The 22055-nt window shown below is 73.5% G+C and carries 15 protein-coding genes and 1 pseudogene; 4 read left to right on the top strand and 12 right to left on the bottom strand.

All coding sequences use genetic code 11. The features are described 5' to 3' along the window. Window positions 1-74 precede the first annotated feature (74 nt). The gene (locus E0504_RS48710; protein WP_112104595.1) at window positions 75-956 is read left to right on the top strand and encodes a TIGR03621 family F420-dependent LLM class oxidoreductase; all 882 of its coding nucleotides are present in this window, start codon (window positions 75-77) and stop codon (window positions 954-956) included. Between the two features lie 125 nt (window positions 957-1081). Here E0504_RS48710 and E0504_RS53910 read toward each other — a convergent pair whose 3' ends face one another. Beyond that, window positions 1082-1978, bottom strand: a complete 897-nt coding sequence (locus E0504_RS53910; protein ID WP_160144218.1) for a TetR family transcriptional regulator — start codon at window positions 1976-1978, stop codon at window positions 1082-1084. Between the two features lie 135 nt (window positions 1979-2113). Between E0504_RS53910 and E0504_RS48700 the strand changes: the two genes are divergently transcribed. Beyond that, complete coding sequence (locus E0504_RS48700; protein WP_112104594.1) at window positions 2114-3613, top strand: MFS transporter; 1500 nt, start codon at window positions 2114-2116, stop codon at window positions 3611-3613. 52 nt (window positions 3614-3665) lie between these two features. On the opposite strand, the gene E0504_RS48695 is transcribed toward E0504_RS48700, so the two are convergent. The 7 genes from E0504_RS48695 to E0504_RS48665 form a co-directional block, all read right to left on the bottom strand. Beyond that, entirely contained in the window at window positions 3666-6644 is a 2979-nt protein-coding gene (locus tag E0504_RS48695; RefSeq protein ID WP_131627970.1) for a LuxR family transcriptional regulator, read from the bottom strand. 484 nt (window positions 6645-7128) lie between these two features. Continuing rightward, entirely contained in the window at window positions 7129-9090 is a 1962-nt protein-coding gene (locus E0504_RS48690) for an ABC transporter ATP-binding protein (RefSeq protein WP_112104592.1), read from the bottom strand. Then, window positions 9087-9968, bottom strand: coding sequence for an ABC transporter permease (locus E0504_RS48685; protein ID WP_235013545.1), 882 nt, complete (start codon window positions 9966-9968; stop codon window positions 9087-9089). Before E0504_RS48685 ends, E0504_RS48690 begins: the two co-directional genes overlap by 4 nt. A gap of 25 nt (window positions 9969-9993) precedes the next feature. Further along, complete coding sequence (locus E0504_RS48680) at window positions 9994-10941, bottom strand: ABC transporter permease (protein ID WP_112104591.1); 948 nt, start codon at window positions 10939-10941, stop codon at window positions 9994-9996. A 2-nt stretch (window positions 10942-10943) separates the two neighbouring features. Continuing rightward, window positions 10944-12593: an ABC transporter substrate-binding protein gene (locus E0504_RS48675; RefSeq protein ID WP_131627968.1), complete on the bottom strand. Its 1650-nt coding sequence runs from the start codon at window positions 12591-12593 to the stop codon at window positions 10944-10946. Window positions 12594-12699: 106 nt separating this feature from the next. Further along, complete coding sequence (locus tag E0504_RS48670) at window positions 12700-13998, bottom strand: LLM class flavin-dependent oxidoreductase (RefSeq protein WP_112104589.1); 1299 nt, start codon at window positions 13996-13998, stop codon at window positions 12700-12702. Between the two features lie 37 nt (window positions 13999-14035). After that, a complete protein-coding gene (locus E0504_RS48665; RefSeq protein ID WP_112104588.1) occupies window positions 14036-15280 on the bottom strand; it encodes an LLM class flavin-dependent oxidoreductase in 1245 nt (414 codons plus the stop codon). Window positions 15281-15566: 286 nt separating this feature from the next. Between E0504_RS48665 and E0504_RS48660 the strand changes: the two genes are divergently transcribed. Further along, complete coding sequence (locus E0504_RS48660; RefSeq protein WP_165938878.1) at window positions 15567-16430, top strand: alpha/beta fold hydrolase; 864 nt, start codon at window positions 15567-15569, stop codon at window positions 16428-16430. 31 nt (window positions 16431-16461) lie between these two features. On the opposite strand, the gene E0504_RS48655 is transcribed toward E0504_RS48660, so the two are convergent. The 4 genes from E0504_RS48655 to E0504_RS48640 form a co-directional block, all read right to left on the bottom strand. Then, a complete protein-coding gene (locus E0504_RS48655) occupies window positions 16462-17100 on the bottom strand; it encodes a GntR family transcriptional regulator (RefSeq protein ID WP_112104586.1) in 639 nt (212 codons plus the stop codon). Window positions 17101-17386: 286 nt separating this feature from the next. Beyond that, window positions 17387-18247 (bottom strand): LLM class F420-dependent oxidoreductase, encoded by an 861-nt coding sequence (locus E0504_RS48650; protein ID WP_112104585.1) that lies wholly within the window; start codon window positions 18245-18247, stop codon window positions 17387-17389. 168 nt (window positions 18248-18415) lie between these two features. After that, window positions 18416-19804: a thiamine pyrophosphate-binding protein gene (locus E0504_RS48645; RefSeq protein ID WP_131627966.1), complete on the bottom strand. Its 1389-nt coding sequence runs from the start codon at window positions 19802-19804 to the stop codon at window positions 18416-18418. 175 nt (window positions 19805-19979) lie between these two features. Beyond that, window positions 19980-20723, bottom strand: coding sequence for an NIPSNAP family containing protein (locus tag E0504_RS48640; RefSeq protein ID WP_131627976.1), 744 nt, complete (start codon window positions 20721-20723; stop codon window positions 19980-19982). Between the two features lie 213 nt (window positions 20724-20936). On the opposite strand from E0504_RS48640, the pseudogene E0504_RS54835 reads away from it, so the two are divergent. Continuing rightward, a pseudogene (locus E0504_RS54835) lies at window positions 20937-22037 on the top strand (acyl-CoA dehydrogenase family protein). Window positions 22038-22055 lie beyond the last annotated feature (18 nt).

Raw genomic sequence — 22055 nt, 5'->3', positions numbered from 1 at the left:
GCCCCTGACCGGGCCGCGATCCGCACCTGACCCCATCCCCTCACCTGTTGTACTCACCGCCTACGGAGGCAGACGTGACGCTCCCCTTCCGCTTCGGCACCGGCCTGCTGGAGATCCCGCGTGGCGAGGCGTGGACGACGACCGCGCGCCGCGCCGAGGAACTCGGCTACGACGTGCTGCTCGTGCCCGACCACATCGGGAACACGGCCCCGCTGCCCGCGCTGGTGGCGGCCGCGGCCGTCACCAAGCTGCGGCTGGGAACGCTCGTACTGAACACCGGCTTCTACAACCCCGTGCTGCTCGCCCGCGAGGTGGCGACCACCGACCAGGTCACCGGCGGACGCCTCGAACTGGGCCTGGGCACCGGTTACGTGCGCGAGGAGTTCGAGGCCCTCGGCCTGGAGCTGGGAACCGCCAGGGAACGCGTCGACCAGCTCGAGCGGACGCTCGCCACTCTGCGGACGGTTCTGGACAACCCCGAGTCCGTCCCGGCGCCCGCGCAGGAGCGCGTCCCGCTGCTGGTGGCCGGCAACGGCAACCGGGTGCTGCGGCTGGCCGCCGAACACGCCGACATCGTCGGCTTCCTGGGGATGGCCTTCTCTCCGGAGTCGCCCGGCGGGCTGCGGCTGATCTCGAACGCGACCTTCGCCGAGCGGGTGGCCTACTTCGCCGACGTGGTGGGCGAGCGGGACGCGCAGGTCGAACGCAACCTGCTGATCCAGGCAGTGATCATCACCGACGACCGGGATGCCGCCCTGCGGCACCTGCAGGCCGCCCAGCTCCCCGTTCCACTGGAGGACCTGGACGACTCGCCGCTGCTGCTGATCGGTGACCTCGAGCAGGTCACCGACCGGGTCCGCGAGCTGCGGGACCGTTTCGGCATCTCCTACCTCACGGTGATCGAGCACTACCAGGAGGCCTTCGCCCCCGTGGTCGAGGCCCTGCGCGGGACCTGACCCCAGGACACCACCCTCCCGCCGCGGACCCGGCACACCTCGGATCCCGCGAGAGCCACACTTGCCGACGACAACCAAAGTTGTCATCGGCAGGCGTGGCGGTGCTCGCGGCCGGCGGCGGAAACCTAGGTTGTCGATGGTGCCGCGGGAAGGGGGGTGGACAGGCCGGGCCAGCGCTTGCGGGCCGCCTGCCGACTGATCCCGACCGCCCGGCCCACCTCGCCATAGGACGCACCGGCCGCGAGGGCCTCGCGAGCGACCCGCTCGACCCGGTCGGCGGTCTGCCGCCGCGCGGACTCGGCCGCCGCCAGCCGGGAAAGCCAGGCCTGCGCCGGCTCCGCCGCCCCACCGGCCGGCGGAGGAGACCCGGCGGCCGTCCCGGCCCCGGCGCCCACCAACTCCTCCCCCGCCGTGTCCGCGCCGTCCGCCGGGCCGGTCACCAGGGGCTGCAGGCAGGGACCGAGCAGGCTGACCAGCCGGTCGACCGAGACCCGCTCGACCTCGGGGATGCGCAGCAGGTACCGGGTGACCAGCAGGCCGATCAGGACGGTCACGACCAGACCCGCCCGCAGCTCCACCTCCTCGCCGGTGAGCACGCCGGCGAGGAGGTCTCCCTTGGGATGGGCGAAGGCGCAGCGCACCGCCTCGGCGGCGGGGGCATGGGTCAGCATCGAGCGCAGGGCGGCGAGATTGGCCTCGGGGGCGTGCTCGATCTCGGCGATCATCACGGCCAGCATGCGCTCACCGAGGCCCTCCAACGGGCCCAGGACCGCCGCGCCGAACCCGACGTCGATCTCGGAGGCGACCTCGAAGAGCCCGGCCTTGGAGCCGAAGTGCTGCATGACAAGCGCGGGGTCCACTCCGGCACGCTGAGCCACCGCGCGGATCGTCGTCTGCTCGTAACCGTGCTCGGCGAACAACCCGCGCGCGGCGTCGAGGATGGCCAGCCTGGTGCGGGCGCGGCGGTCCCCGCGCCCCGTCGCCTGATCGGGGTCGACGACAAGCTCTGTGTCGGACGTCACAACGAACCTTTGCTCCACGGTCGTTGACCCATGTGTTGAGATCTCTCTACGGTCTGTGAGTCTACAGGCGTCGAGCGAAAGTCTTCCCGGACAGCCTCGACCTGACCCAACACACCACCCCAGGAGACCCACGACATGCCATCCACGGAACCGGCCGCCCGGCCGGCCGGCGCCACCTCCCGGCGCCGCGCGCCCGCATGGCTCGTGGTGAGCGTGCTTGCCGCCGCCCAGTTCATGATCGCCGTCGACGCGACCATCGTGAACGTGCCGCTGCCGCAGATCGCCGCCGCCCTCGACATCACGAAGGAATCCGACCTGCAGTGGGTGGTGAACGCCTACCTGCTGGCGTTCGGGGGCTTCCTGCTGCTCGGCGGCAAGGCCGCCGACCGCTACGGCCGGCGCGCGGTCTTCACCCTCGGCGTCGGGTTGTTCGGAGTGGCCAGCCTGGTGGGCGGCCTGGCCCAGACCCCCGGCCTGCTCATCGCCGCCCGCGCCGCGCAGGGGCTCGGCGGGGCGCTCATGACACCCGCCGCGCTGAGCCTGCTGACCATCTCGTTCCCGGAGGGCGAGGAGCGGAACCGGGCGCTGGCCATCTTCGCGGCGGTGGCCGGCAGCGGTGGCGCCCTCGGCCTCGTACTCGGCGGCGTCCTCACCGACGGACTCGACTGGCGGTGGGTCTTCTTCGCGAACGCCCCGATCGCCGCGGTGGTGATCCTCCTGGCGCTGCGAGCCGTCGGCGAGAGCAGGGACGACGAGGCGGGCAGCTTCGACCTGGCCGGAGCAGTCACGGTCACCGGCGGCCTGGTCGCACTGGTCTACGCGCTGACCCAGGCCAACGACACGGGGTGGGCCACCGTCCAGACCGTCGGGCTGCTCGCGGGGTCGGCGGTCCTGCTCGGCGCGTTCGCCGTGCTCCAGGCCCGGGGGAAGAACCCGATGATGCCGCCCCGGGTCATCGGGCGCCGCAGCGTCGCCGGCGCCGATCTCGGCATGGTCTTCGTCTACACCGCGACGGTCGGGGTGTTCTTCTTCCTCACCCTGTATCTGCAGCAGATCCACGGCTACTCCGCGATCAGGACCGGCTTCGCCTTCCTGCCCCTGTCCGCGGCGACCATGGCGGCCGGTGCCCAGGCACCCCGGCTGATGGCACGGTTCGGAGCGCGCCCGCTCGTCATCGGCGGGCTGCTCCTCATGGCCGCCGGTCTGCTGCTGGAGGCGCGGATCTCCCCCGACGGCGGGTACACGGGCGTCGTGCTGGGCCCGCTCCTGCTGGTCGGGGCCGGCACCGGGTTCGCCTTCGTCGCGATCACGGCGGCCGGAGTGGCCGGGGTCCCGCCGGAGGACGCCGGTATCGCGTCCGCGCTGGTGAACGCCGGCGGCCCACTCGGCGCGGCGCTGAGTCTCGCGATCTTCACCGCGATCGTCAACGCCAGGCTCGACGCGCTGCGCGGGTCGGTGACGGACCCCGCCTCGCTGGCAGCGGCAACCACCAGCGGGTGGTCGTGGGCGCTCGTGACCGGGGCGGCCGTGGTCGCGCTGGGCGCGGTCATCTGCGGCCTGCTCATCCCGCGTACCCCGCGGGGTGCCACCACCGAGACCGCACCCGCGGTGACATCACCGGCCGGCGTCGCCTGAGCATGCGGCCATGACCCCGCCGCACACGTCCGGCGACCGCGCGGACCGCGTCTCAGACGTTCAACGAGACCGGCAGGTCCGCCCGGCCCGCCACCCGCAGCTTGCGGTACGTGCGAGTCAGATGCTGCTCGACCGTGCTGACCGTGATGAAGAGCCGACCGGCGATCTCCCGGTTGGTGTGACCGGCCGCGGCCAGGGTCGCCACCTGCAGCTCCGCCGCGCTCAGCACGTCCAGGCCGACACCACCGCCGGTGGCGGCACCGGCCTCGGGCCGGTCCGAGGCGATCCGGTCCGAGGCGAGGACACCGGCCGTGGCCAGCGGACCGCCGGTGACGATCCGGCCGTCCGGCTCACCGGTGGACGGCTGCCCGTCCCACACGCCGCCGCCCAGCCCCGACTGCTCCGGACGCTCCAGGTGCGGATGTCCCGCGTGCCCCAGGTGCGCCGCGCCACCACCGCCCTGGGCCAGCAGCTGGCGGTGCAGTGGAACGGCCTGACAGTCCGCGGCGATCATGGTCGCCCGCCGGGTGACCATGCGCGCCCGGTTCGCCTGCCCGAGCCTGCGGTACACGTTCGCCAGGTCGGCGAGCGCCGCCGCGATCTGCTGGCGGTCGCCGGATGTCTCCAGCATCTCCACGGCCTCGCGCAGCAACGCCATCCGGCGCCGCGGTTCCACCGTCGACGCCAGCGCGCGCAGCGCCATGCCCCTGCTGCGCCGGTGGTCGGACCCGGCCCGGTCCAGGTGTTCCTCCGCGAGCCGCAGCGCCGGCTCACCGCGACCGAGCCGCAGCAGCGCCGTGACCGCGTCCACCCGCCACGGGACGAAGGCGGGCAGGTCGAGCCCCCAGTCGCCCAGCAGGCGGCCGCAGGTCAGCAGATCGTCGAGGGCGGCGTGCGGCCGGCCGGCAGCGAGGTGGACCTGGCCACGCGCGTGGAGGAACTGCGCACCGAAACGAGTCTGGAACATGGCGTCGGGTACCGACATCTCACGGGGGTCGAGCGTGTCGTGCTCGCCCATCGCGGCGCTCGCGGCGAGCAGCACCGACAGGGGTCCGCCGACCGCGACCCCCCAGCTCCAGGCCGGGATGTGTGTCAGCGCGGCCTGTGCGAACCGGCGCGCGGCGGCCAGCTCCCCGCGGCGCAGCGCGACCTCCGCGCGGGCCGCGGCGAACAGCGCCTGCCAGGTCGGGGCGCCGCGCAGTTCGGCCTCCCGCAGCAACGAGTCGCACCACGACCGCGCGAGATCGGCCCGGTCCGCGTAGATCAGGACGTAGAGCGCCGTGTCCAGGGAGCAGAACGTCGCGTCGTCCAGCGGGGCCGCCTGCAGCACCCGCTCGGCGATATCGACCGCATCCGACTCACCGCCGCCGCCGCGCAGCAGTCTCGTCATGGCGGAGGCCACCGCGAGAGCCGGACCGGCGACGACCGACGGCGGGACGGAGCCGTGCGACCAGCCCGAGGGCCGACCCAGATCCGCGATGACGCCCGGCTGCGTCACGCTGAGCCACTCCCAGGTGAGGTGTAACTCCGAGACCACCGCCGGCGAGAGCCCGGCCGCGGCGTGTTCGACATGACGCAGCACGTCCGCCGCCGTGTCGCAGCGCCCTTCCAGGATCAGGGGGCGGACCAGACCGATCGCCTCCTCGTCCGGAAGCTCACCGGCGCGCAGCGCGTCGACGAGCGGGGCGAGGTGACGGAAGGCAGCGCCGGGATTCGTCCGGAACTCCGCCCGCGCCCGCAGCAGGGTCACCGCCCGTCGCTGAGCCTCGTCCGCGCAGGCGGTCACCGCCAGCCCCAGGCAGGCCGCGGCGAACGCCACGTTGTCCGTACGCAGGGACTCCTCGGCCGCCTTGCACAGGACGTCCAACGCCCACGGCTCGTCGGCGCGCCCGGCGGCCACCAGGTGGATCGCCAGGATGCCCGCGGCCGCGCCCTCCCGGTAGAGCAGCCGGGCCGCGCGCCGGTGCAGGGCCGCCCGCTCGTCCGTCGCCAGGTCGGCGAGCACCGCGGCCCGCGCGGCCGGATGCCGGAACCGTCCGGCGCACAGCAGGCCGGCCGCGCTCAGCGCGCCGAGGGCCGAGTCGGCCACCTCCGCCTCCGCGGCGACGAGCCGCCGCAACACCGCCGAGGAGTCGGACTCCTCGAGCACGGCCAGCGCCCGGGCGACCGCCAGCATGCGGGTGCCCCGGTGCGCGCAGGTCACGACGGCACGCGCGAAGACGCTGCCCGGCACCGGCTGGTCGGGGCACGTGGCACCCTCGTCGCCGAATCCCCGGGGGACCTGTCTGGACCACTCCGGGAGCGTGTCCTCCAGCAACGCCCTGACCAACAGGGGGTTGCCCCCCGAGAGCCCGTGCACCGCCGGGGCCAGCGAGGCGACCAGCTCGGGCGGGGCGAGGGCGGCGACGATCCGGGCGACCCCGTCCAGGCTGAGCGGGCCGACCGGGACCTGGCACAGGGCGGGCTGCCGGAGCAGATCGGCGTACCAGGCCGTCCGGCTGCGGTCGATCTCCAGCAGCCCCTCGGACATGGTGAACACCATCAGCACCCTGGCCGAGGCGAGACGACCCGCCAGGTACAACAGGCAGTCACGGGACGCGGCATCGACGAACTGCAGGTCGTCGACCGCGATGACGACCGGCGTACGCGCCGAAAGGTCGCGCAGCGTCTCACACAGCAACTGACGGACCTCGATACGCAGGTGGTCCGCCGCAGCCGCCTCGGTCTCACACGCCAGGGCGAGGGCGTCGACACGCAGCTGCGACCGAACGCGGTCGCGGTCGGCGGCCGGCAGCCCGCCGACGATCTGACGGAGCAGACCCAGGGAGTACTCGCTCTCCGCGCACACCCCGGCCCCCTCGAGCACGGTCGCACCGCTCGCGGTCGCGCGCGCCACGAAGGCGTGCAGAAGTTCCGTCTTCCCGACCCCGACCGGTCCCCCGATGACCGCGATGCCGCCGCCGCGTTCCTGGCAGTTGTCGACGAGCCGACCAAGCCGAGCCAGCTGCCCGGCACGCTCAACCAATGTCATGGAGACCCTCTGCGCTCTCGTCCGGCCTGACGATGAAGCCCCTGGCGAGGCACCGGAGGGGCTCCCGGTCCAGGAAAGGTCACGCCATACGCATCCGGCATTCCTCCATGTCGCGCCGGGACGAATACCCACTTCACCGATCGGAAAGCGTGGTCCCGTTCAGCATAATGACCCGAAGGTGGGCTCGATGTGCCTCCGTTGGGATCGACGATTCGACAACGGCGCACAGGCGGCAACCCGCGCCTTCGCACCACGGCGCATCGGTTCCACCCGGCACAGGGCCAGGAGCTGGTATTTCCGTGGAAGGTAGCTGGACGGTCCGATGTTCGACCGCATCCGCGGAACACCGGCTCCGACACCTACGTGCCGGGAATCACACGCATCGTCGGTGCCCTCGCGGGCGTTCCCGAGGCCCGCCCGGCCGCCGCGGCAGCAGGGACGATCACGGCCGAAGGCAGCCGGGCGCCGGCCAGCCGGAGGTGGCTCAGACCTCCGGGAGCGTGGCCGGGGGCAGGGAGACCGAACCGCGGCCGGGGACGGCGGCGAGCAACGCACGGGTATAGGGATGGTCGGGAGCGCGGAACACCGCTTCGGCGTCACCCGCCTCGACGATCCGGCCGTCCTTCATCACCAACAGTCGATCACTCACATGGTGGATGACGCCGAGATCGTGGGAAATGAACATCAGGGCCACGCCGAGATCCCGGCGCAGCGTCGTCAGCAGGTCGAGGATCTGCGCCTGGATTGAGACGTCGAGCGCGGAGACCGGCTCGTCGCAGACCAGCACCCGCGGCGACGGCGCGAGCGCACGAGCGATCGCGACCCGTTGCCGCTGCCCACCGGAAAGCTCGCGCGGACGCCGGGCGACCATCGCCGCGGGCAGACCGACCTGGTCGAGCAGCTCGGCGACGCGCGCGCGGCGCGCCCGGCCGCGGGGCACCCCCGCGACCTCCACGGCCTCACCCAGGATGCGCCCGACGGTGTGCCGGGGATCGAACGACCCGAGCGGGTCCTGGTAGACGGCCTGGATCTGGCGGCGCCGGTCCCGCCGCTCCCGCTCGGGCACGCCGCTCCACGGCAGGCCGCCGAACGTCACCACGCCCTCGTCCGGCTGCTGGAAGCCGAGCACGATGCGCGCCAGCGTGGTCTTGCCCGAACCGGACTCGCCGACCACGCCGACCGCCTCGCCCACCCGCAGCTGCAGGCTCGCCGCCAGCACGGCGTCCCGCCAGCCCCCGTCGGGCCGCCGGAAGCGCTTCGAGACCCCGGCCACGTCCAGCAGCAGCTCCCCCGGCTCCACGGCCTGCCAGCCGGGCACGGCGTCCGGGACGGGCCTGTCCGCGCCGACCGCGGCCGCCGGCACGGCGGCGCCCGCCGGCACGGCGGCGCCCGCCGCCGTGGCGGGCCCGGCGGTGTCTAAGGGATGCCAGCACAAGGCGAGATGGCCGCCGAGATCAGCCTCGGGAACGGGCAGCCGTTCACGGCACCGGTCGTCGCCCCGCGCGCACGACGCGGCGTAGGGGCAGCCGAGCGGCCCGGCGCCGGGGCGCCCGACCACAGCGGGCGACAGGCGTGCCCCCCTGGGGTGCAACGCGGGAACGGCCGCGAGCAGCGCCCGGGTGTAGGGGTGACGCGGCCGGTCGAGCACCGCCGTCGCCGGGCCGCTTTCCACGACAAGACCGGCGTACATCACCACGATGTGATCGGCCAGGCCGGCCACCACGGCCAGGTCGTGGCTGATCAGCAGAATGGCCGTGCCGTCGCCACGCAGCCGGTCGAGCAGCGCGAGGATCTGCCGCTGGACGGTGGCGTCGAGGGCCGTGGTCGGCTCGTCGGCCAGCAGCAGCCGCGGCCGGGCCGCGATCGCGGAGGCGATCAGGGCCCGTTGACGCAGGCCGCCGGAGAGCTGGTGCGGGTACTGGCCCACCCGCTGCCCGGGGTCGGGGACACCCACGTCGGCCAGCAGCGAGAGCACCCGCTCGGCCCGCCGGGACGGCTCGACGGTGCGGTGGGTCCGCAGCACCTCCCCGATCTCGGCGCCCACCCGGCGCAGCGGATCCAGCGAGACCAGGGCGTCCTGCAGGACCAGTCCGATGCCGGCGCCGCGCACCGCGCGCCAACGGCTCTCGGTCAACGCGGTGAGATCCAGCCCGTCGAAGGTCAGCGCGCGGGCCGTCACCCGCGATCGTGCCCCGGTCAGGCCGACGAGCGTGCGGGCCGTGACGCTCTTGCCCGACCCGGACTCGCCGACGATCGCCAGGCACTGCCCGGCGGCCAGGGTGAACGAGGCGCCGCGCACGGCGCGCAACGGCTCGCCCTCGCCGGTGAAGGTGACGTCGAGGCCGTCGACGACGAGCAGCGGGGCCGGGTCCTTCTCCCGCGACCGCGTGGCACCGGCCGGAGCCGACAGGGCCGGTGCCACGGACGGAGGTTCGACCGCGCTCATGACCCGGACCTGCCCGCGAAACGGGTGCGCGCGTAGCCGCCGAGCACGTTGACCGCGAAGACCACCACCGTCAGCGTCGCGCCGGGGAAGACGGCGATCCACCATGCCGTGGAGAGGAAGTCACGGCCTTCGGCGAGCATCGAGCCCCATTCCGGATCGGGCGGCTCGGTGCCCAGGCCGAGGAAGCTGAGCACCGACGAGGAGACCAGCGCCGCACCGAAGCCGACGGTGGCCAGCACCAGCAGGGGGGTCAGGGTGTTCGGCACGACGTGCCGACGGATCAGCGTCGCGCGGGGCAGGCCGAGCCCGAGAGCCGCCTCGACGTAGCCGGAACGCCGCACGCCCAGCGCCTCCGCGCGCACCAGCCTGGCGTAGGGCGGCACCGAGGCGATCGCCACGGCCAGCGCCACGTTGCCGGTGCCCGCGCCGAGCACCGCCACGACGAGCAGCGCCAGCAGCAGGGCGGGCACCGCGAGCAGGACGTCGACGAGGCGCATGAGGACCCCGTCCGCGATCCGGCCGCCCAGCGCGGCGGTGAGCCCGAGCACGGCGCCGCCGCCGGCACCGAGCACCGTCGCGAACAGGCCGAGCAGCAGCGCGGGACGGGTGCCGTAGAGCACCCGGGTGTAGATGTCGCGCCCGAGCTGGTCGGTGCCGAACCAGTGGCCGCCGCCCGGGCCGAGCAGGGCGTCGACCGGAGCGGTGTCGTTGGGGGCATGCCCGGTGAACAGTCCCGGGGCGACGGCCACGGCGACGACCAACGCGACGACGACCGCCGCGGCGAGCACCACGGGACGCCCGGCGCGGCGCCGCCGGGCGCGGGCCGGCGCGAGCACGCCGAACCCGCCCGCCGCGGCGGAGGCGTCCAGCGCCGTCACGGCGCACCCGACACGGCGGACACGGTCATACGACGGCCTCCACGGTCCGGAGCCGGGGGTCGATGACCAGGTACAGCAGATCGACCACGGCGGAGATGATCACGAAGACGAACGCGGAGAGGACCACGACCGCCATCACCACGGGCATGTCGGCCGTGGTCACCGCCCGCAGCAGCAGCGAACCGACGCCGGGCCGGCCGAAGACCGTCTCGATCGGCACCACGCCGCCGATCAGCGTGCCCGTCAGCCAGCCGGTGAGGGTGACCGCGGGCACCGCCGCGTGCCGCAGCACGTGACGCAGCCGCACCGCGGTCTGGCTGAGGCCACGGGCCCGGGCGGTGACCACGAACGGCTGGGTGAGCGCGGCCTCCATGCCCTCGCGCAGCACCTGGGCCAGCATCCCGGCGATGGCCAGCGCGAGGGTGAGGGCCGGCAGGACGAGCGAGGACAGGTCCTGCGCCCCGGCGACCGGGAAGATCTGGAGCTGGAACGAGAACAGGGCGAGCAGCACGATCCCGACCCAGAAGCCCGGGGTGGAGACCGCGGTGAGCTCACCGGCCCAGGCCAGCGCCCGCAGCCAGGGCCAGCGCCCGGCTGTCGCCACCGCCGAGACCACCGCGAGGACCACGGCGATCCCGAGGGCGGCCAGCGCGAGCTGCACCGTCGGCCAGAGCTGGTCGCCGATCAGCCGGGAGACCGGCTGCTGCGACTGGTAGGACTCGCCGAGGTCCCCGCGTGCCAGCCCGCCGATGTAGCGCAGGTACTGCACGATCACAGGCCGGTCGAACCCGTAGTCCGCGCGGATGCGCGCCCGGACCTCCTCCGGGGCCTGGGACATCGGGCCGAGCAGGCGCTGCACGGGGTCTCCGGGCAGCGCCTGCAGGGCCGCGAAGGCGAGGGTGGCCGCGCCGAGCATCACCGCGACGGCCGCGAGCAGTCGCGCCACGATCGCGCGGGCCACCCGGCGCGGCATGCTCACGCCCGGTCCCGCCAGGCGTCGTACCAGCTCACCCAGGTGTTCGGGTCGAAGTCCAGACCGTTGATCCGGTCGGCGACCCCGAGCAGCGTGCTCGACACGTACAGCGGGACCGTCAGCGCCAGGTCGATCACCCGCTGCTGGGCCTGCCCGTAGACGTCGTCGCGCACGGCCTTGTCGAGGGTCGTGGCCCCGGTGTTCGTCCACTCGTCGAGCCGCGGGTCGGAGATGAACGACGCGTTCTGGCCGGCCGGGGGCAGGCTCGCGGTGTTGAAGAACAGCCGCAGCACGTCGGGCTCGAAGCGGGCCCACTGGAAGTCGAGGACGTGGTAGGCGCCTTCCAGCGACTTGGTCTGCGACTCCCCGACCTCGATGACCGGGTGCGCCAGCTCGATCCCGACCTTCTTCAGGTCAGCCTGGATGGCCTGACCGAGCACGTCCCGCTGCTCGCGCACGTACTGGGCGGGCAGCGCCGGCCAGAGCACGGAGAGCCGCTGGCCGCCCTTGGTCCGGTACCCGTCGGCGTCCCGTCCGGTCCAGCCGGCCTCGTCCAGCAGGGAGTTGGCCTTGTCCTGGTCGAACGGCCAGGAGTTCTCCAGCTTGGCGTTGTACGAGGGTGTCGTCGGCGACAGCGGGCTCCAGGCCCGGTCGTACTCCCCGAAGTAGACGGTCTTGACGTCGGTCTCGATGTCGATCGCGAGCTGGAACGCCTGGCGGACGCGCAGGTCGTCGAACGGGGCCTTCCGGCTGTTGAGGTAGAGCGAGTACGGGGCTCCGGCGGCCTGCTGGCTGATCACCTCGAGCCCGGGTGTGCGGCGCACGGCCGCGACGTTCGTCGGCGCGATCGAGCGGGCCGCGTCGACCTGGCCACTGGTCAGGGCGCCGAGGCGGGTGGAGGCCTCCGGCAGCAGCCGGATCTCCAGGCGGTCCAGGTAGGCGGGGCCGCGATGCGCCGCGGTCTCCGGAGCCCAGTCGTAGTCCGGGTTCTTCACCAGGGTCAGGCCCTGGTTCTGGGTGATGGACTGAACGCTGAACGGACCGGTGCCCACCAGCGTCGGACCGCCGCCGCAGAACTTGTCCACGCTGTCGGCAAGCGCCTTCGGCGAGTAGAAGCCCAGGTACGCGGTGCTCGCCGCCTGCAGGAACGGAGCGAAGGGCTTCGAGAAGGAGATCTTCACCGTCAGCGGGTCGACCACCTCGACGCCCTTGTAGGGGCCGAGCAGGGCGATGGCGAACTGCGACTTGGTGTCCGCCGAGACGATGTGGTCGAAGTTGGCCTTGACCGCCTCGGCGTCGAACCGCGTGCCGTCGGTGAACGTCACGCCTTCGCGCAGGTGGAAGGTGTAGCTGGTCAGGTCATCCGCGACCTCCCATCGCGTGGCCAGCCACGGGTGGAACTTGCCGTCGACGTCCTCGAACACGAGCGAGTCGAAGACACCGCGCTGGATCTCTCCGGTGATGTCCTGGGGGCTGACGTGGATGTCGAAGCAGGCGGGGAACGTGTCGACGGCGTACGTCACGGTTCCACCCGCGACGGGCGTCGCCGAATCGTTACTCTCCGTATCTCCACCTGAACCGCAGGCGGTCAACAGGAGCGCGCCGCAGGCCGCGCCCGCGGCGAGGATCCGTACCGGTCCGAAAAAACGCATGAAGGTGCTCCGAGAGGAATTCCGAAAGAACGCGAACGGCTGGATGACGTGCGACGAACGACGGGAACCGGCGGTGGCCGGGTGGCCGGGGTGACGGCCGGGTGACTCAGGCGGTGGCGGCGCCCGCCGTGACCTCTCTCGCGAGGGCCGCCGCGGGCCCGCGCGCGCCGCCCGAGGGCACCGGGGGCAGTCCCAGCCGCGTGCGCAGCGTCGTCCCGGCGGGGTCTGTGCGCAGGGCGCCCGCGGCACGCAGCGCGGGAGCGACGCTGTCGACGAACTGCGTGAGGCCGTCGAGGAGGCCCGCGGCCGCCCCGCCGCCCGCGCCGCCCGCGCCGGCCAGGCGCACCGGCGGCACCAGGAGGAACCCGTCGGCGGCGCCGGCCCACACATCCCCGGCGATGTCGCGGGCGATGGTCTCGGCGGCGCCGACGAACGCGAATGTTCCGCCCGCTGACCCGTCGGCGGCCGCGGCACCGGCCGCACCCGCGCCGAGCACGAAGGACACCGCGGGCAGGACGAGCAGCTCCCCGGGAACCCGCCCGTGCAGCGCGAGGCGTTCGTGCAGGTCCGCGCGGAAGGCGATGCCGGCGTCGGGGCCCGCGTACGGGGTGATCACGACGTCCGCGACGGCGGCGGCGAGATCGCGCTGACGGCGGGCGTCCTCGCCGTCCCCCGCGGCGGCGGCGAGCAGGACCGGCGGGCGGCCCTGCGGCGAGCGCGGGACGTTGAACCGACCGTCGATGTCGAAGTGCCGGCCGCGGTAGGTGAAGGATCCGGCCCGTGGGTCGGCGAGGAACGTGCCCGCGGCGGGATCCACCACCAGGTCCTCGTCGGCCCAGGAGCCGAACAGGCTCGCGGCGGCCGCCAGGAACTCGCGGGTGCGCTCGGCCCGGTCGACACCGAGAAGGCCGGGGCCGTGCCGGAAGTTCGCACCGGCCCGCTCGTCCAGGGTGGTGACGACGTTCCAGGCGGCCCGGCCCCCGGAGAGATGGTCGAGCGTCGCCAGCCTGCGGGCCACCGCGTAGGGCTCGCCGAACGTCGTGGTGGCCGTGGCTGCCAGGCCGAGTCCGTCGGTGACCGAGGCGAGCGCGGCCAGCAGCGTGAGCGGGTCCGGCCGGCCGGCGGCACCGGCCTGCTCCGTGTCGGGGTCGCCGGGCGTGGCAACCTCGTCGGCGGCGGGCAGCCGCAGGTCCTCCCCCAGCAGCAGGAAGTCGAACCCGCCCCGTTGCGCGGTCTGGGCGAACTGGACGTAGGTCCGGAAGTCGACGAGGTCGCGCGCGCGCAGGACGGCGGTCGGGGCGCCCGCACCGGAGCTGGTCGGCGGGGCCGCACTCAGGTCGGCGCTCGCGTGTACCGGGGCCGGGAACGCGACGGCGAGGTGTATCGGCGGGCGGGGCTGGGTCATCGGGATCTCCTCGCGGGTCAGGCCGGGCGGACCTCGGTCATGCGGTGACGAACCGGTTGGCCGGGTGCGGCAGGCCGAGCAGCCCGCGCAGCGTGTCGGCCTCGTAGGCCGAGCGGAACGCCCCCCGCCGCCGCAGCTCGGGGACGAGCAGGCGGGAGATGCCCTCGACGTCCGCGGCCGCGACGCCCGGGCGCAGGCGGAACCCGGTCAGCCCCGCGTCCCGCCATGCGAGCAGGAGGTCCGCGAGCTCGCCGGCCGTGCCGGCGAAGACCCGCGCGTCGGAGACCAGCGGGGTGCCCGCCAGGTCGTCCAGGCGCGCCTTGCGGTCGGCGGCGCGGGCCCCGTCCGCGTCGAGGAAGACGATCAGATCCCCGAAGATGTGCAGGGTCTGGTCACCGCGGCCGGCGGCGTCCTGCTCGAACCGGATCTCGTCGATGATCGGTCGGATGTGCTCGACCTCGTGCGGCGTCACGAAGACCACGTCGTAGGCACGGGCCGCCAGTCGGTAGGGAATCGTGACGTGTGCGAGCCCGACGACCACCGGTTGGCCCTGCGGCGGGCGCGGGACGGTCGCCGGACCCCGCACCCGCCAGTGCGAACCTTCCAGGTCGACGGGGTGCGTCCTGTTCCGGTCGATGTGGCGCCGGTCGAGGTGAGTCCCACCCCCGCCCGGGTCGGACCGGCGGCCGGCCGGGACCGCGCGGATCTCGGCGTCGTCCTCCACGCTGTCCCACAGCCGCCGCGCGGCCTCCACGAACTCGGCGGCCTCGTCGAAGACGTCCTTCATGAGCGCGAGGACCTCGGGGGCCTCGAGGTCGGCGACGGACAGCGGCGGGATCTCCCTGCGCCCGAAGTGACCGGCTTCGTGGTTGCGGCCGGCGCCCTGGGCGCGCCAGCCCGCTCGACCCGACGTGATGTGGTCCAGCGTCGCGATCGCGCTCGCGACCGCGAACGGCTCGGAGTGGGTGATCACGGTGCTCGGCGCGAGCCCGATGTGGCGCGTGTGCGGGGCGACCCGGGCGGCGAGCAGCACCGCGTCCAACCGCCCGCGGACCAGGTCCGTCCGGTCATCGTGGCTGTGGAACTGCGTGGACTGCAGGATGAAGGCGTCCTCGAAGGTCACGAGGTCCAGCAGCCCTCGCTCGGCCTCACGGACGAGGTCGATCCAGTACCCGGCGGTGAACAGGCTGGCCGCCTGTGACTCGGGTGCCCGCCACGCCGCGGGATGCCAGCCGGCGCCGTCGAGCGCCACGGCCAGGTGCAGGGGTGGCGGTGCGGGCATGGGACCTCTTCCTGTGGGTGGCGCTGTTCCACCTACGCCCGGAGCTCTCTCCGGAACGCGCCGTCAGGATGATCATCCTTGCGTCGCCGACCGCCCCGGTACACCCGGCATCGCGCCCCCTACGACCCCTGTTTCCGGAGGTCGGGCCACTGCGCCCCCGTACCCGGTTTCACCGGGCCGGCCGCTCGGCGGGTTCGGGAACAGCACCCGGCGGCCGGACCACGAGGATCCGGTCCGCCGGGGTGAACGGTTTCCCCGGCCGCGCGCCGCCGCTACTGTCCGGTTGGTGGCATACGCGAACGTCGACGGCCTTCGAATCGGCTACGACCTGATCGGCGACGGTGAGCGGACCTGGGTGCTGACGCCGGGTGGTCGCTTCCCCAAGGAGACCCCGGGCCTGCCGGAACTCGCCCGGGCACTCGCCGCTGACGGCAATCGGGTCCTGCTGTGGGACCGGCCGAACAGCGGCGGGTCCGATCTGCGCTTCACGGGTCCGAGCGAGCCGCGGATGCAGGCCGACACCCTCGCCGCGCTCCTGACGGAGCTCGGCCTCGGGCCGGCGGTGCTCGCCGGCGCGACCGTGGGCTCCCACATCTCGCTACTCACCGCCGCGCATCACCCGGAGGTGGTCTCCGGCCTGTCCCTGTGGTGGATCAGTGGCGGCGTGATGGGCCTCATGATCCTCGCGAACGTCTACTACACACCGGCCATCACGGCCGCGTGGACGACCGGCATGGACGCGGTGGCGGCGCTGCCCGACTGGGCCCCGCTGCTCGACCGGAACGAGCGGAACCGACGCCAGGTCCTTGATCAGGACAGGGAGGCCTTCCTCGCCACCATGCAGCGGTGGATGGCCGCCTACTGCCCGCGGCCCGGCGAGCAGGTGCCGGGCCTGCCCGACGAGCTCGCGCGCGCCATCACCGTCCCCGCCCTCGTGTTCCGCGGCGGCTCGAGTGATCCCTTCCACCCGCGGGCGACGTCGGAGGCGCTGGCCGGCCTGCTGCCGAACGCCCGGCTGGTCGAGCCCCCCTGGGGCGACCGCGAGTACCTCGACCGCCAGGCCGAACGGGAGAGCGCCGGCGGTCTGTTCGTCCGCTGGCCGCTGCTGGCCCCGGCACTGCGGGACTGGGCCCGCGAGGCTCTCGGCTGAGCCGGGGCCGGGAGTCAGGCGGGGCCGGGAGTCAGGACGTCGCGGCCTCGTCGGGGACCCAGAGGATGTTGCGGGCCCGGAGCAGGTCGACGACGCGCTCACCGTGCTGCTGGAGGAGCGAGACGAACGCGGCGTTGGCGCGCTCCCCGTCGCGCGCCCGCACGGCTCGGGAGACCGCCGTGATCCCCTTCTTCTGCGGGTCGATCGTGCCCGGCACCAGCTCGAAGAAGTTGCCGGGGATGATGCCGTTCATCTGCCGGCTCATCGCCTTCAGCCGCGACGACCGCGCGAGCGCGAAGATCTGGCGCAGGAACACCTCGTTCGCGTCCCGGACGGCGGTGGGATCGGTCGCGGCCCGCAACGCGCGCTCGGCCGCCTGCAGCCGGGCCAGCCCGTCGTCGTCGCCGCGTTCGGTGGCGCGCTGCGCGGCGTAGCCGTAGAGCAGGCCGATGAGCCCGTAGTGGTCGCGGACGGAGTTCTCGTCCAGGCCGTGGACGAACGCGCCGCGGTGCAGCTCGTTCGTCACCCAGCCCTCCTGGTCGAGGACGATGATGGCCTCGCGGACGGGAATCCGGCTCACCCCGAGATCCTCCGCGATCTCGTCCTGCCGGACATGGTCGCCCTGACGCAGCTCACCGGAGAAGATCAGGTTCCGGATGTAGTCCGCCACCTGGGCGCCGCTGCTGCGCCGGTCGATCGCGGCACGCCGCTGCGTCGCGGTCGTGGTCGACGCGGCTCGACCTTGGGGAGGTATTGCGGGCTCCTTCGACGCGGCGGCGCCGCTGAAGGAGACACCTCCACCGCGTCACCCGGCGCCGAGGCGGCCGCAGCCCGTCGATCGTATCGATCGATCGGGGGCGCGGGCGAACCGCCCACCCGGCCCGCATGGCGAACCGGGTGGCCTGGACAGTGCCTGGACCAGGGAGAACGGGTCGGGCAGCCGGGCGGCCGCCGGCCTACCGGAGCGCGGGAGCGAGCCGGCGCCACTGCTCGCGTGGAAAGGCCTTCGGGTCGGCGGTGAGAACCTGGACGCAGACGTGGTCGGCACCGGCGGCCCGGTGTTCGTCGACCCGGCGCCGGATCGCGTCCTCGTCCCCCCAGGCGATCAGGGCGTCGAAGAGCCGGTCGCTGGCGTCCGCGACGTCGTCGTCGGTGAAGCCGAGCCTGCGGATGTTGTTCGCGTAGTTCGGCAGCCCCAGGTACCCGCGCAACCAGTCCCGGCCGATCGCGTGGGCCTCGTCGGCGTCGGTGGTGAGGATCACCGTCTGCTCGGGGAGCACGAGGGGCCCGACTCCCAGGCTCTCCCGGGCCTGCCGGGTGTGCTCCGGCGTCACGAGGTACGGATGTACTCCGCACGCCCGGCTTCCGGCCAGCTGGAGCATCCTGGGGCCGAGCGCGGCCAGCACGCGGCGCTCGGGTGGGACCGGCTGGTCGGCCTTGTCCAGCCCGTCGAGGAACGCCGTCATCGCCGCCAGCGGCCGGCGGTAGCGACCGGGTTCCGACGCGTCGACCAGCGGTGCGTGGCTCACCCCTACGCCCATCAGGAAGCGGTCTCCGTGGGCGGCCGTGAGCCTGGCGTATCCCGCGGTCGTGTCCGCCGGGCTGTGCATCCACAGGTTGAGGATGCCGGTGGCCACGGTCACCGACCGGGTCGCCGCCAGCAGTGCCTCGACGGCCTCGAACACCGGGCCCCCGACGTCGGGAATCCACAGCGCGCGGTAGCCCAGCTCCTCCAGTTCCGCCGCCGCGTCGGCCAGCTCGGCCTGATCCCCCCACCGCAGCTGCTGGCTCCAGATGCCAACTCCGGAAATATCCATGGCAACCATCCTGTCCATCGCGCGTCGGTGTGCTCGACCCGGTGCCGTCGCGCCGGTGTTGTCACACGTCGCGGGCCGTGCCCGGGCGCCACCGGCGCCGGCGCCGGGTACCTCCATCCGACCCAAGCCTTCCACCGGCCTCGAACCGGCCATGGGCTTGATCCCCGGTCACCGATTCTCGCGCGTGGCGCTCCCCTCCGGCCAGGCGACGAGCGGACCGCACACGTCGACCAGCGCGGCCGTCGGGGCGAAGTCCACGGGCACCTCGATCACGTGGACACCCGGCCGGGCCAGCGCGGCGGCAAGGTGGTCGCGGTGCTGCGCGGCCGACCGCGGGGCGCCGCCGTCGCCCCACACCTCGACCACCAGGGTGCCGGCGAGGCGCGACGCCCACTCGACCAGGGCGGCGACGGCCCCGTCCCGGGGCGGGGTGTCGACGACGGCCACCCCGACGCCGCCCGTGCGCAGGACGGCGCCGAGCGCCCCGGCGACCGCGACGCCCACGCTGCCGGCCGCGGGGACCCGCGCGCTACCGAGCCGCGTCGTCGGCAGCGCGCGCGCCAGCCACATCGCGGCCCTCCCGGGCTCGGTCCAGACCGCCGCTTCCCCGGGGAGGACCGCCGCGACGTCGGCCGCCGCGCGGGCCGGGTTGAGCGGGGCGTCCTCGCGCCCGTACAGCGGCTGGACCACCGCCGCGAGCTCGCGGTAGAGCCGCGGTCGCGCACCGCCCACCGCGGTCCTGGAGCGAACGCCGACCGCCCCCCGGACGAGGTCGTCCAGGCCCAGGTGGAGCAGTTGTTCCGGGCGCACGCCGGCCGCGCGCAGCAGGGCTTCGGGGCACTCGTCGGCGTCCACGCCGACAACGGCCACGAGGCCCGTCGGCCCCGCCCCAGCCCCGGCCAGGACCAGGTCCCGTTCCTGCAGGCATCCGGTACCCAGGTGGAACGGGCTGTCCCAGCGGAAGAGCCCCTTGGCCGTGAAGGTGTTGAGGACCCCCAGTCCGGTCGCTTCGGCGAAGGAGCGCAGCGCGTCCTGCGCCCCTGCCCGGACGACGCCGCGGCCGGCCAGGACGAAGTCGACGTCGAATCGGCCGGTACCGGGCGCCGGGGACGCGGTGTCGCCGTCGAACGTGGCCAGGCGGGCCGCCAGGGACGGGTCACACCCGGCACCGGCGGGCGTGGCGGACCCGTCCGCCCCGTTTGCCACTGCCGGCGTGACCGGCGCGGCCGGGTCGAACCCGAGCCGGACGCTCAGGGTCCCCCGGCCGCGCCGGCGGGCGTCCCTCACCAGGGTCTCCAAGTCGGCGGGAGCCCCTGCCGGCACGGGCTCCCGCCTGGCGGCCGGGACGGGCCGGGAGACGAGGGTGAGCACGTCCCGGTCGAGAACCGTGCCGAGCCCGCCGCCCATCGTCCCCTCGGCCTCGGCGACGAGCCGGGCGCTGGCGAGGTCGGGTGCCACATGGAGCCGAATCCCGGGAACGTCGCCGGCCGTCGGGCCGGTGGGTGGGCAGAGCAGGTACCCGACGCCGAGGCGTCGCAGCAGGTCCCCCAGCGACATCCCAACTCCCGCGACACTGCTAGGATAATTTATACAAAATCATAGAAGGTTGATGTCGGGCCGTCGACCACCGCTACCGGTGGCTGTCACAGCGACGGCCGGCCACGCGATCCCGGCGGCCACCGGGGCCCGCGGACACGGAAGGGAGGGAGGGCGGATCCCGTGGACGACCGCCTCAGAGATCACTCCAGCCCTCGTGCCGGTCGGCCCTCGCCGGCTGCCGGCCGAGACGCAGCGGAGAGAGCGGAGCGTCGCGCATGAGCAGACGGCTCGACGACTCGCTGACCTCCCAGAGCCGCCGCCGCCACCGGTTGGCGGCCGATCCGGGCATGTCCAGCGCCTTCTCCAGATCGGCCCAGGCCACCCAGTTCGGGATCGCCCAGACGAGCACACACTCCGAATCGTCGGCCAACGCAGTCCTGAATGCGCCGACGAGCTGCCAGCCATGCCCCGCATAGACGGGAACCGCTTCCTCCGCGATGATCGACAGAAAAATTGCCGCCGTACCGCGCGGTACCCTGACCATCTCATGGGCGTAGACCTCGCCCCGCACACCCGCCACGCAAAGCTCCGAGATCGTCCGGGACCACGGGGCGGGAATCAGTACACGGTCGAGTCCGCCGGAGCGGTACTCAGCGGCCTCCTGCCACCATTTCTCCAGCTTTGGATCCTGGAACGACGCGCTCGATGTCTCGTGCCGCAGACCCGCTGCCAGCCCGTCGAAACCGTCCTCCTCCCAGAGGTTGACGACCTGTGGCCACCGGCCGGTCGTCCCCACGACTCCCCATACCCCATAGCACAGCTGGTTGCGCTCCTCCTGTGCTATCGGACTCCAGTTCGCCGTCATATGGTGGACGTAGTTCGCGCGGTTCGCGCCTTTGATGTCGATGAACTCATGCGTGTAAACTTTGGTGTTCACGGCCAGCAACCCTCCGGCGCCTTCTCGGCAATGTCGGATGCGTGGGCGCCGTTTTCAGCAGTACCATATAGAGCGGAACCGATCAACACCATGAATTCGCCGCCAGTCGTGCGCACCGGGCCGACCCCAGAGGAAGCAGCGGCCGCCACGGAACATGTTTTCAGCCCCGCTGGCGGCCCCGGCGGACCGCCGTCCGAACATTCGGGAGGTTCGATGAGCTCGCCGTTCACCGAGGAGCGCGAGGAACTGCGCGCGGCCGTACGCTCCTTCCTCGAGGACTCGTCGTCGGAGCACGCGGTACGCACCCAGATGGAGACCACCTCCGGCTATGACCCCGCGGTGTGGGCCGTGTTGGCGCAGCAACTCGGCCTGACGGGTCTGGCCATTCCCGAGGAGTACGGCGGGGCCGGGTTCGGCTTCGCGGAGCTGGCGGTCGTCTTCGAGGAGATGGGCCGCGTCCTGTTCTGCGGGCCCTTCCTCGCCACAGTGACGGCAGGCCAGGCCATCCTCGCCACGGGTGACACCGCCGCCTGCGCCGATCTGCTCCCCGGCATCGCCGGCGGCCGGCGGATCGCCACGCTCGCCGTCACCGAGGCGGACGGCCGCTGGGAGGAGGACGCCCTGCGGACCCGGGCGACACGGGCCGGCGAGAGCTGACGCCTGGACGGCACCAAGATGTTCGTGCTCGACGGGTGCTCCACCGACCTGCTCGTGATCGCGGCCCGCACACCGGCCGGGACAGGCCTGTTCGCGGTCGACGCGACGGCGGCCGGGCTTCGGCGCACGCCGCTCGCGACGCTGGACCAGACCCGCCGGCAGGCCCGGTTGGACCTCGACGCGGTGGACGCCCGGTTGCTCGGCTCGGACGGCGCGGGCTGGGCCGCCGTGGAGCAGGGCTTCCAGCGTGCCCTCGTCGCCCTCGCGGCGGAGCAGACGGGGGGCGCCGCCCGGGTGCTGGAGATGGCTGTCGGGTACGCGCGGTCGAGGATGCAGTTCGGCCGCCCGATCGGGTCCTTCCAGGCCGTCAAGCACAAGTGCGCCGATGTACTGATCGAGGTCGAGTCCGCCCGGTCCGCCGCGTATGAGGCCGCGGCGGGCGACCCCGAGCTGCCACTTGTCGCCAGCCTCGCGGCGGCCTACTGCTCCGACGCCTACCTGCATGCCGCGGCGGAGAACATCCAGATCCACGGCGGGATCGGCTTCACCTGGAAGCACCCGGCCCATCTGTACTTCAAGCGGGCGTCCAGCGCCCGGCTGATGTTCGGCGACCCGGCGCAGCACCGCGAACGGGTCGCGCGGCTCCTCCCGGTCTAGAAGGCTTGGGCGGGCGAA

Source organism: Parafrankia sp. BMG5.11 (assembly GCF_004337455.1).
Note: the sequence above shows the minus strand (reverse complement) of the source record. Positions and strands in the feature narration are given on the sequence as shown.